Genomic DNA, 13,613 nt, shown 5'->3' on the forward strand with positions numbered 1-13,613 from the left:
GCGGGCACGCAAAAACGCCCCGCACGTTCTGTGCGGGGCGTCTTCTGGGGGCCGTTAGGAAGCGGCTTTGACGACGCCGGCTAGGGCGTCGTGCAGCTCTTTGGCCTCGTCATCGTTGACCGAGACCACCAGGCGCCCTCCGCCCTCCAGCGGAACGCGCACGATGATGAGCCGACCCTCCTTCACGGCCTCCATTGGTCCGTCGCCGGTCCTCGGCTTCATGGCTGCCATCAGATAGTCCCCTTTCGCGGAATGCTCATACCTATTATCGGTGATTTGCAGGCCAGTCCCTAAACGTCGGCCGTCAGGCGTCGCCGAACCGCCTGTCACGGGGGTGTCCAGTCGTACCCGTTCACCCACCAGCAGTAGTAGAGCCAGATCCACTGGGCGACGACGAAGACGGCCACGAGGCTCACGCGGAACACCTTCGACCGCGGAACGGCGAGCGCTCCGAGCAGCGGGAAAATCGGCATCAGCACACGGAACGTCGACGACTGCGGAAAGAACACCGCCAACAGGTAGAGCACGTAGGCAACCACCCAGAACCGCAGGTCGATGGGCAGACGCCGTGCCCATGGGGTGACGAGGAACAGCCCGAAGAGGACTACCGCCACGACGAGGAAGACCACCCCCGCACCACCCGGCACCCACCAGTTCGCCCCCTGGACCCACGAGGTAAAGGGCAGGAGGTGGCCGTAGCCGATGTAGTCGGCGCGCCATGACAGCTCGGTGGCCGTGTAGGCGTCGAGACGGCCGGTGACGATGGCCGCCACGACGGGCCAGGCCAGACCGAAGACTCCCGTGGCTATCGCCACGACTCCGACTTTCAGACGCTCCCGAGGCGAGAACGGCTCGCTCTCCCGCCGGATGTACCGGTGACCCCAGTGGAGCGCGAGCGCCAGCGCGAAGGCGATCACACCGGGCCGGGTGAACGACGCCACCGCGAGCACGAGCAGCATCAACCCGTAGCGCCGCTGCAGTAGCAGAAGAAGCGCGACCGCCAGCAGCAACAGGAACAGCGACTCGGCGTACGCCACCTGCAGCAGCGGTGACAGCGGGGCCACACAGAAGAGCAACACTCCAAAGAGGGCCGACCCGCCGGGAAGGAACCGGACGAGGATCCGAGAGAGCACCAGGGCGGTCGCTGCGGCCGCCAGCACCGACACGAACACTGCCGTCGGCGCGAACGATGCTCCAGTCAGCTCCATCAGCCCACGGGTGACCACGGGGTAGACCGGGAGGAACGCCCACTGGTTCTGCGCGACGTGCCCGTCGGCGGTGAGCGGCAGCACGCTCGGATACCCGATCTGGGCGACGATGTAGTACCACTGGCCGTCCCAGATCTTCGCAAAGCTCGCGTAATCGGGTCGAGAGACGGTCCAGGGGTTGGTCGCCTGAGCGCCGGCGAACCCGAGCAGAAGCGCCGTGCTGACGAAGCGCGACGCCACGAAGATCAGCAGGACCTGGGCCCACCACGGCAGCCGGTCGACGATCGCGCGAACGCGTGACAGCGGCGTCGCCGCACTCACCTTGCTTCGCGCCGAAGGACGGCTACCGGTGATCAGGCCGTCAGCCACGCCCTCAGCCCGCGCTCGCACTCGGTGATCTGCTCGAGCGCGACGCGCTCGTCGTCGGCGTGGGCCTTCATCGGGTCGCCGGGGCCGTAGTTGACCGCGGGGATGCCGAGGCCCGAGAAACGCGCAACGTCGGTCCAGCCGTACTTCGGCTTGGCCTCGCCGCCGACGGCCTTCAAGAATTCCTGCGCGAGGGGCGCGTCGAGGCCCGGGCGAGCGCCCTGTGCCAGGTCGACGATCGCGACGTCGTACTCGCCGAACAGCTCGTGGATATGCGCCACGGCCTCGTCGGCCGAGCGGCTCGGTGCGAACCGGTAGTTGACGTGCACCATGCACTCGTCGGGGATCACGTTGCCGGCGACGCCGCCGCTGATTCCGACGGCGTTGAGACCCTCGCGGTAGACGAGGCCGTCGACTTCGACCTGGCGCGCCTCGTAGGCGGCGAGCTTCGCGAGAATGGGCGCGGCCTTGTGGATGGCGTTGTCGCCGATCCAGGAGCGAGCGCTGTGCGAGCGGAGGCCGTAGGTGCGGATCTCGGCGCGGAGGTTGCCGTTGCAGCCACCCTCGACGCTCGAGTTCGACGGCTCCATGAGGATCGCGAAGTCGGACGCGAGCATCTCGGGGTACTCGCGAGTCAGGCGGCCGAGACCATTGAGCGCATCGGAGACCTCTTCGTGGTCGTACCAGACCCAGGTGATGTCGACGTTCGGCTCGGTCAATTCGACGGCGAGCATGAGCGCGACCGCGCAGCCGGCCTTCATATCGACGGTGCCGCGGCCCCAGAGGTAGTCGACACCGTCGATCGTCTCGTAGCGGGTCGGAACGTTGTCGTTGATCGGCACGGTGTCGATGTGCCCGGCGATGACGACCCGCTTCGCCCGGCCGAGGTTCGTCTTCGCGACGATGGCATCGCCGTCCCGGAAGAGCTCGAGGTGATCGCACCCCTCGAGAGTGGCCCAGATGTCGTCGGCGATCCGCTTCTCATCGGCCGACACCGAGGGGATATCGCACAGCTGCCGGGTGAGGTCGATCGAGGAGACGGTCAGGTCGAGGGCTGGCATGCGCACAGCCTAGCCGGGCGGCGATAACGGGACCTCGGAGACGAACGCGACCCCGTCGGATCCTCGATACCCTTTTGCCATGAGTGCTTCTTCCGCCGCCTGGGGCTACGGCCTCGCCACCATCGCCTCCGACGGCACGATCCTCGACACGTGGTTCGGCTCGCCCGTTCTCGGCGAGTTTCCCGCCGATCGCGACCCGGCTCTCGCGCCGGCCGAGATCGGCGAGCAGGCCGGCCCCGACGACCGCCGAGCCGTGACGCTCGAGCCCGTCACGGTGCGAATCGACCTCGAGGCGGCACCCGCGTCGACCCCCGACGCCTATCTGCGCCTGCACCTTCTCAGCCACCTGCTCGTCAAGCCGAACACGATCAACCTCGACGGCATCTTCGCCCACCTGCCCGCGGTCGTATGGACGAACGCCGGCCCCGTGCACCCCGACGACTTCGGCCGGCTGCGCCGAAGCCTGCAGCGCGCGGGAATCCAGGCGACCGGCGTCGACAAGTTCCCCCGCCTGCTCGACTACGTGCTGCCCGAGCGGGTGCGCATCGCCGACGCGTCGCGCGTGCGCCTCGGCGCTCACCTGGCACCGGGCACGACCGTCATGCACGAGGGCTTCGTCAACTTCAACGCGGGAACGCTCGGCGACTCCATGATCGAGGGTCGCGTGTCGCAGGGCGTCGTCGTCGGCCACGGCTCCGACGTCGGCGGTGGCGCCTCGATCATGGGCACGCTCTCGGGCGGCGGCACCCAGCGCGTCTCGATCGGCGACCGGGCCCTGCTCGGGGCGAACTCGGGCATCGGCATCTCGATCGGCGACGACACCGTCGTCGAGGCGGGCCTCTACGTGACGGCCGGCACGAAGGTGGTCGTCGTCGGGTCAGCCTCCGACACGAACGGCAAGCAGCAGACGGTCAAGGCCGTCGAGCTGTCGGGCCGGGCCGGGCTGCTGTTCCGCCGCAACTCGCTGACCGGGGCCGTCGAGGTGCTGCAGCGCAAGGGCACCGGCGTGACGCTGAACGAGGCGCTGCACGCCTGAGCCAGGCATCCGCGTCAACTAGTCGCGAAACGCGAGTTTAGTCGCGGTATGCCGCGACTAATCCTGCGAAACGCGACTAGACGTCACACGCCTAGACGGTCAGCGACCCTCGGGCCAGTCGCGCTCGGTCGCTCCGACGTACAGCTGCTGCGGTCGGCCGATCTTGGTGGCCTTGTCGACGTTCATCTCACGCCAGTGCGCGATCCACCCGGGCAGCCGCCCGATGGCAAAGAGCACCGTGAACATGCGGGGCGGGAACCCCATGGCCTTGTAGATGATGCCGGTGTAGAAGTCGACGTTCGGGTACAGCTTGCGTGAGATGAAGTACTCGTCGCTGAGCGCGACCTGCTCGAGCTCGAGGGCGATGTCGAGCAGCTCGTCTTTCACGCCGAGGGCCGCGAGAACCTCGTCGGCGCTCTCTTTGACGAGCTTGGCGCGCGGGTCGTAGTTCTTGTAGACCCGGTGGCCGAAGCCCATGAGCTTGACGCCCTCCTCTTTGTTTTTGACGCGCTCGACGAAGCGGGCGACGCCCTGACCGGAGTCGCGGATCTCGGCGAGCATCTTGAGCACGGCCTCGTTGGCGCCGCCGTGCAGCGGGCCGTAGAGGGCCGAGATGCCGGCCGAGATCGAGGAGTACATGTTGGCCTCGGTCGAGCCGACGAGGCGGACCGTCGAGGTGGACGCGTTCTGCTCGTGGTCTTCGTGGAGGATCAGCAGGCGTTCGAGGGCTTTCGAGAGCACCGGGTTGACGACGTACGGCTCGGCCATCGTGCCGAAGTTGAGCTTCAAGAAGTTGTCGACGAACGAGAGGCTGTTGTCGGGGTAGAGGAACGCCTGCCCGAGGCTCTTCTTGTGGGCGTAGGCGGCGATGACGGGCAGCTTCGCCAAGAGGCGGATGGTCTGGAGTTCGACCTGCGCCGGATCTTTGACGTCCATGGTGTCTTCGTAGAACGTCGACAGCGCGCCGACGGCCGACGACAGCACCGACATCGGGTGAGCCGAGGCGGGCAGCGCATCGAAGAACCGGCGGAGGTCTTCGTGCAGAAGGGTGTGGCGCCGGATGCGCGCGTCGAACGAGGCGAGCTCGTCGGCGGTCGGCAGCTCACCGTAGATCAGCAGCCACGCGGTCTCGAGAAAAGTCGAGTTCGCCGCGACCTGCTCGATCGGGTACCCGCGATAGCGGAGGATGCCCTCGTCGCCGTCGATGTAGGTGATCGCGCTCTTGGTGGCGGCCGTGTTCACGAATCCGGCGTCGAGAGTCGAGTAGCCCGTCTGCTTCATGAACGTCGAGATGTCGACGCTCGATGCCCCGTCGCTCGACGGGACGATCGGGAACTCGGCCGTTCCGCCCGGGAACGTGAGTTTCGCCGTCTGCTGCGTGGCCTTCTGGGCGTCGTTGGCAGTGTCAGTCACTCGTTCAGCCTAGTAGGAGGGGCACCGGGCGCGAGCACCCCCGAGCGCAGGATCCGACGGCTCAGCCGGCGAGACGACTCACGGCCGCATCGATCCGCTCGTCGGTCGTGGTGAGAGCGATGCGCACATGACGTGCACCGCTCACCCCGTAGAACGTGCCCGGCGCCACCAGGATGCCCCGGTCGGCGAGCCACCCAACGGTCGCCCAGGCGTCTTCGTCGCGGGTGGCCCAGAGGTAGAGGCCTGCCTCGCTGTCGTCGATGCGGAATCCGGCGGCGACGAGGGCTCGCGAGAGCCGGTCGCGCCGCCCTCGGTAGAGCGCCTTCTGGGCGCGGACGTGGTCGTGGTCACCCAGGGCTGTCACCATGGCCTGCTGCACCGGCGCCGGAGGCATGAGACCCGCGTGCTTCCGCACACCGAGCAGCTGCCCGACGATCTCGCCGCAGCCGGCGATGAACCCGGCGCGGTAGCCCGCGAGGTTCGACTGCTTCGACAGCGAGTAGACCGAGATGACGTTTCGGCGGCTGTCGCCGATCACTCGCTCGTCGAGGATGCAGGGTGTCGCCGTGTCGTCGTATTCCGCCTCCCAGCCGAGCTCGGCATAGCATTCGTCGCCGGCGATGAAGGCCCCGAGGTCGCGGGCACGGTCGACGGCGGCCTTGAGCTGCTCGATGGAGAGGACTCGACCGTCGGGGTTGCCGGGGCTGTTGAGCCAGACGAGCTTCGTCGACCGAGGCCACTCGGCGGGGTCGTCGGAGGCGAGTGCGGTGGCGCCTACCAGGGCGGCGCCGAGTTCGTAGGTCGGGTAGGCGTTCGTCGGGTACACGACAGTGTCGCCCGGGCCGAGACCGAGCCAGAGGGCCATGCCTGCGATGAGCTCTTTCGAGCCGATCGTCGGCAGCACGTTCGCGTCGGTGAGGCCGGTGACGCCGCGCCGTTCGGCATACCAGTCGATGATGGCGGCGCGGAGGGCCGGGGTGCCGGCGACCTGCGGATAGGCGTGCGCATCGGTCGCCTCACGCAGGGCGTCGCGCACGACGGCCGGGGTCGGGTCGACGGGCGATCCGACCGAGAGGTCGACGATGCCGCCCTCGTGACGGCGCGCAGTGGCCGAGGCGTCGGCCAGGGAATCCCACGGAAACTCGGGAAGAGTCAGAGCCACGCCGAGACGCCGATCAGTGCTCGGCGGCCTGCGGCGGCAGAACCGAGATGACCGGGTGGTCGTGAGCGATCACGCCGATCTTGGCGGCACCGCCCGGCGAGCCGATCTCGTCGAAGAACTCGACATTGGCCTTGTAGTACTCGGACCACTTGTCGGGTAGATCGTCTTCGTAGTAGATCGCCTCGACGGGGCAGACCGGTTCGCAGGCACCGCAGTCGACGCATTCGTCGGGGTGGATGTAGAGCGAGCGTTCACCCTCGTAGATGCAGTCGACCGGGCACTCGTCGATGCAGGCGCGGTCTTTGACATCGACACAGGGGAGGGCGATCACATACGTCACGGGCTAAATCTGTTCCTTCGCTTCGGGCAGGTCGGTCGGACTCTGCGTCGAGTGTCCCAGTCTATCGACCCGCGCGGCCCGTGCGGCCCGCAGAGCCCCGAACCGGGGCCAGCCCAAGACGAACAGGGCGATCACGACCGGGCCGAAGAGCCACGCGTAGCCGAGCGCGTTGCCCGGAACGAGCACGGTTCCGCTCGACTGGGGAAGGGACAGGAGGCCGACGACGCCGACCACTCCCAGGGCGGCGAGGACGCCGACGAATCGTGAGCCGAATTGGATCCTGAAGCCGATCAGCAGTGCCGCGACCATGGCCAGCGCCAGCGTCGCCCCGACCGGGAAACCACCCGCCGTCTCTTGATGGGCGATCGTGCCGATGGCCCCGAAGAGGGCGCCGGCGACGAGCGAGGCGCCGTAGGTCAGGCCCTTGCCCAGCGGGCCGAGCTCGTCCAAGCCGGCACCCTGCGGGAACGACGCAGGCTCCGGCTCGGCCACGTGACGGAAGGTCTCGACGACGCTGACCGGCTCGATGGCGCCGTGGGGAAACTCGAGGGCGGGCCCGCCCGGTGTGCGGACGACGCGCACCTGCGAGCGGTAAGCCTCGAGGGCTCGGACCTTGCGCTCGAGCACGGGGGTGCCATCGACGACGACGTCGGCGCCCGCCAAAGCCGGCACACCGGACGGCCTCCCACCGGACGAGGTCTCCATCTCGACGGTGCCGCCTGTGATCGCGAAGAACGGAACACCCGCGATCTCGGCGGTTCGTGCTACCGCGCGGTTGACCCGGACGTGGTCGGGGTGCCCGTACCCGCCGTCGACGTCGTAGCTGACGATGGCGGTCGGCTGCACGTCGTCGACCACGGCCGCCAGGTCGGAGACGATCTCGCCGAAGGACGCGGAGCAGAACGCGGCCGGATGCACGTCGGCCACGGGGATGGGCATGCCGTCGCTCCCCCACTCCATGCCGGAGTCGCGGTAGGCGCGGACCGGAAGACCGGGCGTGCGAGCGCTCTCGGTGCCGAGGAACCGGTGGTCGGTCACCCCGAGAACGGCCATCGCCTCGGCGATCTCGTTCTGCCGGTGCGCGGCGAGCGCGGCGTCGCGGCCGCGCAGGGCGGCGAGGTCGTCGGGCATGACCTCGCCGAGCTCTCCGCGAGTGCAGGTGACGACCGTCACGTGGGCGCCGTCGTCGACGAGGGTCGCCAGCAGCGCCCCTGTCGCGATCGTCTCGTCGTCGGGGTGGGCGTGCACCACGAGGACGCGCTCGAGGTCGCTCCCTCGGTCTCTCGATGTCGAGGCAACAGGGGCTGGAGGGTCGGTCTCGGAAGTGCTCATCACTGGACAGGATAGGCGAGCGGCCATTATTGTCATCCGTGGTTAGGCAAGGCTTACCAACATAAGTCGACCTCACCCGGCCAGGGCCATCGCCCCGCCGACCGGCTCCGGCCCATCCGATTCATAAGGCTCGCCCGTGCTCGCCAACTTCCTCATCGGCCTCCGCGAAGGCCTCGAGGCCTCCATCGTCGTAGGCATCCTCATCGCCTACCTGGTCAAGGTCGGGCGGCGCGACGTGCTGCCCCGGATCTGGGCCGGCGTCGCCCTCGCCGCAGTTCTCTCGCTCGGCCTCGGTGCCCTGCTCACCTTCGGCCGCTACGGCCTCAGCTTCCAGGCGCAGGAGATCATCGGCGGCGGGCTGTCGATCATCGCCGTCGGCTTCGTCACGACGATGACCTTCTGGATGGCAAAGACCGCCGGCAGCATGAAGCACGACCTGCAGTCGAACCTCGACAAGGCCCTCCTCGGCGGCGCCTGGGCGATCGTCGGCCTCGCGTTCCTCTCGGTCGGCCGCGAGGGCATCGAGACGGCGCTGTTCGTCTGGGCGACCGTGTCGACCGCGGGAGGCACCGCAATTCCCGCCATCGGCGCTCTTCTCGGCATCGCCGCGGCCATCGTGATCGAGATCGGCATCTACCGCGGCTTCGTCCACCTCAACCTGGCGAAGTTCTTCACCATCACCGGGTTCTTCCTGGTCATCGTCGCCGCCGGCGTGTTGCTGTACGGCATCGGCGACCTGCAGGAGGCCGGAGTCCTGCCCGGCGCGAGCGTCTACGCGTTCGACATCTCGCGCGCGATCCCGCCGACCAGCTGGTACGGCACCCTTCTCCAGGGCCTCGTCAACTTCACCCCGCGCCCGACGGTGCTGCAGTCCGTCGTCTGGCTCGCCTATCTCGTGGTCGTCCTCCCGCTCTTCCTCCGCGCCACACGGCGCCGCCCGGCCAAGACGACCTCCCCCTCGACCACCACCGCCGACTCGACGCCCACCCCGGGTTCGCGCGAGTCCGTTCTCAGCACTGGAGCACCCGAATGATCGTTCGCCCCCTCGGCCTCGCGGCCGGAGTCGCCGTCGCCGCCCTCTCCCTGACCGGCTGCGTCGAGAACAACCCGTCCGCGGGATCCTCGTCGAACGGCGCCACGACCGTCAGCGTCACCGGCAAAGACTCGAGCTGCGAGGTCTCGACCACGACCGCGCCGAGCGGAACGGTCACCTTCACGATGGCGAACGAAGGATCCGACAACACCGAGTTCGAGGTCCTCGCCTCGGACGGGCTCCGGATCCTGAGCGAGAAAGAGAACATCGGGCCCGGAACGTCGGGCACGCTGACCACGCAGCTCGCGGCCGGCGACTACTACACGGCCTGCATCCCGGGTCTCGTCGGAGAGGGCGTTCGCGCCAAGTTCACGGTCACCGACTCGGGCAAGACCATCAAGGCGACCGGCACCGAGCAGCAGCAGATCGACGCGGCCGACAAGGCCTACGTCGGGTACATCAAAGATCAGACCGGCCAGCTCGTGACCGGCACGCAGGACTTCCTCGACGCGTGGCTCGCGGGCGACGACGCCGCGGCTAAGAAGCTCTACCCCGAGGTGCGTGCGCACTACGAGCGCATCGAGCCCGTCGCCGAGTCGTTCGGCGACCTCGATCCCCAGCTCGACAACCGCGCCGCCGACCTCGAGAAGGGTGAGAAGTGGACGGGCTGGCACCGGATCGAGAAAGACCTGTGGCAGCCGACCGCGGCCGTTCCCGGCCGCTCCGACTACAAGACCGCTCTGACCGCCGTTGAAAAGAAGACCCTCGCCGCGCAGCTCACCAAGAACACCAAGCAGCTCTACGACGAGGTCACCGCCTCCGACTTCAGCGTCGGGCTCGACACGATCGCCAACGGCGCTGTCGGCCTCCTCGACGAGGTCGCGACGTCGAAGATCACCGGCGAAGAAGAGACCTGGTCGCACACCGACCTCTACGACTTCCAGGCCAACCTCGAGGGCGCGCAGGTCGCCTACGAGGGCGTGCGCTCGATCCTCCTCACGAAAGACAAGTCGCTCGCGACGGAGCTCGACTCCGAGTTCAAGTCACTCGACGCGCTCCTCGCGAAGTACGGCAGCCTCGACACTTCGTACCCGTCGTACACGAAGCTCACGGCAGCCGACAAGAAGGCCCTCTCCGACGGCGTCAACGCCCTCAGCGAGCCCCTGTCGAAGCTCACCGCGGCGCTCCTCGGCTAGGGCGCAGGGTGAGAGACAGGCAGACGAGCGTGCCCACAGACGACGAGACCGCTCCGCGCCCCGGACTGTCGCGGCGCGGGCTGCTCGGCCTGGCCGGAGTGGGCCTCGGCGCTGGCGTGATCGGTGCAGGCTCCGCACTCGGAATCGAGTCGGCGGTCACGAGCGCCGCGGCCGCCTCGAGCGGCGCGAACACGACCTACCCCTTCTACGCCACGCACCAGTCGGGCATCGTCACCGCGGCGCAGGACCGCCTGCACTTCGCGGCCTTCGACATCGCGTCGGGCGTGACGCGCGAGGAGCTCATCGACCTCCTCAAAGACTGGTCGTACGCGGCCGGCCGCATGACCCGTGGGCAGGACGTGTCGCCGACCGGCGCCACCGGCGGCTCGCTCTACGCTCCCCCGGACGACACCGGAGAAGCGCTCGGTCTGCCGGCTTCGGGCCTCACCATCACGATCGGCTTCGGCCCCTCGCTGTTCGACGATCGCTTCGGCCTCGCCTCGAAACGCCCGCCCAAGCTGATCGACCTGCCCGAGTTCCCCGGTGACAACCTCAACGCCGCGGCCAGCGACGGCGACCTCTGCATCCAGGCGTGCAGCGACGACCCGCAGGTTGCCGTCCACGCCATCCGCAACCTGTCGCGCATCGCGTTCGGCCGCGCCTCGCTCCGCTGGTCGCAGCTCGGATTCGGCCGCACCTCGTCGACCACCCGCGGCCAGACCACACCCCGCAACCTGTTCGGCTTCAAAGACGGCACGGCCAACCTCAAGGCCGAAGACACGGCGCTCGTGCGCAAAGACGTCTGGGCCCGAGGATCCGACGGCGCGGCCTGGATGGCGAACGGCACCTACCTGGTCTCCCGCAAGATCCGGATGCACATCGAGACCTGGGATCACCAGTCGCTCAAAGAGCAGCAGGTCGTCGTCGGTCGCGACAAGGGCGAGGGTGCACCGCTTTCGGGCGGCACCGAGTTCAGCTCCGTCGACTTCACCAAGAAGCAGCACGGGGTGCCGCTCGTCGCGACGACGTCGCACGTGTCGCTCGCTCACCCCGAGCACAACGGCGGCGCTCAGCTGCTGCGCCGCGGCTACAACTTCGTCGACGGCAACGATGACCTCGGTCGCCTCAACGCCGGGTTGTTCTTCATCAGCTTCCAGCGCGACCCCGAGGCGCAGTTCGTCCGGATCCAGAACGCCCTGGCCGCGAACGACGCGATGGGCGAGTACCTGCAGCACGTGTCGAGCGGCATCTTCGCGGTGCCGCCCGGAGCCCGTGCCGGAGGGTATGTGGGCGAGACGCTGTTCGCGTAGTTCGCGCCGCTTGCGTTCACTCGCTCTGACGCTGTGAAGCACGGCGGAGCGACGCGAAACGGTCAATTCTGAACACCGTAGGGCGTCCCGGTGGCCGTTTCACGTCACCCTCGGCCGCTACGAAGCAGCGACGGGGAGGTGTTCCGCCCACCAGCCGAGGATCTCGTCGAACCTCTGCACCCGGTGCCGCGGGCGACCCGACCGCGACAACTCGTGGTTCTCACCCGGGAACACCAGCATCTTGGTGTCGACGCCAGCCCGCACGAGGCCGAGGTAATACCGCTCAGCCTGCGGCAGCGGACAGCGGAGGTCGTCCTCCGAGTGCACGACGAACGTCGGCGTCGTCACCTGCGACACGAAGGCCTGCGGGCTCTGCGCGGCCATCGCCTCGGGGTCGGCCCCGGTGTACTGCTCCACGAAGAAAGTGCCGATGTCGGAGGTGCCGATGAAGAACTCCGGGTCGAGGAACCCGCGCTCGACGATCGCACCCGCGAACCGGTGATCGTGCGCGATCGTCCAGGCCGTGAGGTAGCCCCCGTACGAACCGCCCATGATGCCGACGCGCTCCCCATCGAAGCTCGGGTTGGCAGCCACCGCGCCCTCGAGGAAATCGAGGACGTCGGTCATGTCGATGGTGCCCATACGGTTCTGGATGGCCCGCCCGAAGGCCTGACCGTATCCGGAGGCGCCCCGCGGGTTACACATGACGACGCCGTAGCCCGCGTCGGCATAGACCTGAGCCTCGTCGAAGAGCGACCCGGTGTACTGCGAGTACGGCCCACCGTGGATCACGAGAAGCACGGGGTGCGGCCCCTCCCCCGACGGAGTGAGCACCCAGCCGTGGATGGGGGTTCCGTCTCGAGCCTCGATCGTGGTCTCGACGGCCTCGCGCAGCCCGGTCGCGCGAACGGCGGCGGAGAAGTCGGTGACACGGTCGAACGACCCACTCTCCACCACCGCGACGTCGCCCGCTGTCGACTCGTCGATGTAGGTCACTGCCGTCGTCGCCCCGGAGACGGCGTACCCGGTGACCTCCAGGCTTCCCTCGGTGAGGCGCGTCGTCACGCCATCCGCAGTGACACGCAGCAACTGAACCGTGCCGCGTGTCGTCTCCGCCACGAGCACTGCGCCGTTTCCGGCGCCCACCAGCCTCGACGAGGAGAGGTCGACGTTCTCCGGGTCGGTCAGCCGCGTCAGCGCGGCCCCAGCCGCCGCCCGGACGTAGAGCGCCGCGTTCGTGCCGACGAACTCGAGCCCGGTCGGACCGGTCTCGGAGGCGAGGACGAACGCACTCCCGCTCGGCTCGACGAGGATGTCGTCGACGCCGAGGTCGAGCTCGGGGCCGACCAGGGTCGTGATGTCGCCCCCCGCTGCGGGCACGGAGTACGCCCCGGAGCGGAGATCCGAGTCGCTGCCCTCGTGCAGCGAGGCCACGAAGGTGATCTCGGAGCCGTCGGGCGTGAAGCGCGGGTGAGCATGGTCGGCAGCCGCCGAGGTGAGTTGACGCGCCGTCGGGAGCCCGGACGGCTCGCCGTCCGGCCGCCCTGCGTCGTTGTTCGCACCCGGATACGGGGCCGACTTCACGAAGGGCTCTGCGCCGATGTCGGGGACGTCGACGACGAACAGCTGCGCATGGCGGTCGATGGTGTAACCGACGCCGTTCGAGAGGTACCGCGTCGTCGTGATGGTGCGGGCCGGCTCGGCGCTCGACGAGATCCCCTCGACCGTGCCGTAGCGACCCTCCTCGGGCACGCGTGACACGAAGACGAGACGAGAGCCGTCTGGCGACCAGGAGAAGTCGGAGACGCCGAGCTTCCGATCGGTGACCTGGAGCGGCTCTCCACCCGCGGCTCGGACCACCTGCAGCTGAGGAGCACCGTCGCTGGTGGCTCGCAGAAACGCAATAGTCGAGCCGTCGGGCGAGAACGCCGGGCTGAAGTCGTGGAAGCCGCGGGTCAGTCGCTCGGGCGGAGAGGAGGCGTCTGCCGGAGCCTGCCACAGCTGGCCGACGTAGGCGTCACCGTCGATGTCGGGTCGCGTGACGGCGAAGACAATGCGCTTGCCGTCCGGCGAGATCGTGGGGTGAGAGGTGGACACGAGCAGATTCAGGTCGGTGGACTTCACCCCTACGACCCTACGCGGGGTGGAGTCGTGGC

At 68.4% G+C, this 13,613-nt stretch carries 12 protein-coding genes; 4 read left to right on the forward strand and 8 right to left on the reverse strand.

Annotated elements, in window-relative coordinates; translation table 11 throughout:
* Positions 1-54: 54 nt before the first annotated feature.
* The 3 genes from EDF39_RS10225 to dapE all read right to left on the reverse strand — a co-directional run bounded on the left by EDF39_RS10225 (position 55) and on the right by dapE (position 2,635).
* Positions 55-231, reverse strand: coding sequence for a DUF3117 domain-containing protein (locus tag EDF39_RS10225; RefSeq protein WP_084816223.1), 177 nt, complete (start codon positions 229-231; stop codon positions 55-57).
* Positions 232-326: 95 nt separating this feature from the next.
* A complete protein-coding gene (locus EDF39_RS10230; protein WP_233573077.1) occupies positions 327-1,577 on the reverse strand; it encodes a hypothetical protein in 1,251 nt (416 codons plus the stop codon).
* Positions 1,562-2,635, reverse strand: a complete 1,074-nt coding sequence (gene dapE / locus EDF39_RS10235) for a succinyl-diaminopimelate desuccinylase (protein ID WP_123942812.1) — start codon at positions 2,633-2,635, stop codon at positions 1,562-1,564. The genes EDF39_RS10230 and dapE overlap by 16 nt, the downstream gene beginning before the upstream one ends.
* Positions 2,636-2,714: 79 nt before the next feature.
* Between dapE and dapD the strand changes: the two genes are divergently transcribed.
* Positions 2,715-3,671 (forward strand): 2,3,4,5-tetrahydropyridine-2,6-dicarboxylate N-succinyltransferase, encoded by a 957-nt coding sequence (gene dapD, locus EDF39_RS10240; RefSeq protein ID WP_055963037.1) that lies wholly within the window; start codon positions 2,715-2,717, stop codon positions 3,669-3,671.
* Positions 3,672-3,770: 99 nt separating this feature from the next.
* Here dapD and EDF39_RS10245 read toward each other — a convergent pair whose 3' ends face one another.
* The 4 genes from EDF39_RS10245 to EDF39_RS10260 form a co-directional block, all read right to left on the reverse strand.
* The gene (locus EDF39_RS10245; RefSeq protein WP_084816224.1) at positions 3,771-5,084 is read right to left on the reverse strand and encodes a citrate synthase; all 1,314 of its coding nucleotides are present in this window, start codon (positions 5,082-5,084) and stop codon (positions 3,771-3,773) included.
* Between the two features lie 61 nt (positions 5,085-5,145).
* Positions 5,146-6,246 carry a succinyldiaminopimelate transaminase gene (dapC, locus tag EDF39_RS10250; RefSeq protein WP_123942814.1) on the reverse strand — a complete coding sequence of 367 codons (1,101 nt, stop codon included), beginning with the start codon at positions 6,244-6,246 and terminating at the stop codon, positions 5,146-5,148.
* Positions 6,247-6,259: 13 nt separating this feature from the next.
* On the reverse strand, positions 6,260-6,586 hold the full coding sequence (gene fdxA, locus EDF39_RS10255) for a ferredoxin (protein ID WP_055963045.1): 327 nt from the start codon (positions 6,584-6,586) through the stop codon (positions 6,260-6,262).
* Positions 6,587-6,589: 3 nt separating this feature from the next.
* On the reverse strand, positions 6,590-7,918 hold the full coding sequence (locus EDF39_RS10260) for a PIG-L family deacetylase (protein WP_158613209.1): 1,329 nt from the start codon (positions 7,916-7,918) through the stop codon (positions 6,590-6,592).
* A 136-nt stretch (positions 7,919-8,054) separates the two neighbouring features.
* On the opposite strand from EDF39_RS10260, the gene efeU reads away from it, so the two are divergent.
* From efeU to efeB, 3 genes are read left to right on the forward strand one after another with little or no spacing between them, the layout of a single operon-like run.
* Entirely contained in the window at positions 8,055-8,951 is an 897-nt protein-coding gene (gene efeU, locus EDF39_RS10265) for an iron uptake transporter permease EfeU (protein ID WP_123942818.1), read from the forward strand.
* Complete coding sequence (gene efeO, locus EDF39_RS10270; protein ID WP_123942820.1) at positions 8,948-10,147, forward strand: iron uptake system protein EfeO; 1,200 nt, start codon at positions 8,948-8,950, stop codon at positions 10,145-10,147. Before efeU ends, efeO begins: the two co-directional genes overlap by 4 nt.
* A gap of 29 nt (positions 10,148-10,176) precedes the next feature.
* Positions 10,177-11,457 (forward strand): iron uptake transporter deferrochelatase/peroxidase subunit, encoded by a 1,281-nt coding sequence (efeB, locus tag EDF39_RS10275; protein ID WP_233573076.1) that lies wholly within the window; start codon positions 10,177-10,179, stop codon positions 11,455-11,457.
* Between the two features lie 117 nt (positions 11,458-11,574).
* On the opposite strand, the gene EDF39_RS10280 is transcribed toward efeB, so the two are convergent.
* A complete protein-coding gene (locus EDF39_RS10280; RefSeq protein WP_123942824.1) occupies positions 11,575-13,581 on the reverse strand; it encodes a S9 family peptidase in 2,007 nt (668 codons plus the stop codon).
* Between the last annotated feature and the right edge of the window lie 32 nt (positions 13,582-13,613).

The organism is Frondihabitans sp. PhB161 (assembly GCF_003814635.1).
GTDB lineage: Bacteria > Actinomycetota > Actinomycetes > Actinomycetales > Microbacteriaceae > Frondihabitans.

Bases quoted from the DNA above. Each gene is read 5' to 3' on its own strand.
- dapE (WP_123942812.1), bottom strand. From the start codon at position 2,635: ATGCCAGCCCTCGACCTGACCGTCTCCTCGATCGACCTCACCCGGCAG.
- efeO (WP_123942820.1), top strand. From the start codon at position 8,948: ATGATCGTTCGCCCCCTCGGCCTCGCGGCCGGAGTCGCCGTCGCCGCC.
- EDF39_RS10225 (WP_084816223.1), bottom strand. From the start codon at position 231: ATGGCAGCCATGAAGCCGAGGACCGGCGACGGACCAATGGAGGCCGTG.
- EDF39_RS10260 (WP_158613209.1), bottom strand. From the start codon at position 7,918: ATGAGCACTTCCGAGACCGACCCTCCAGCCCCTGTTGCCTCGACATCG.
- dapD (WP_055963037.1), top strand. From the start codon at position 2,715: ATGAGTGCTTCTTCCGCCGCCTGGGGCTACGGCCTCGCCACCATCGCC.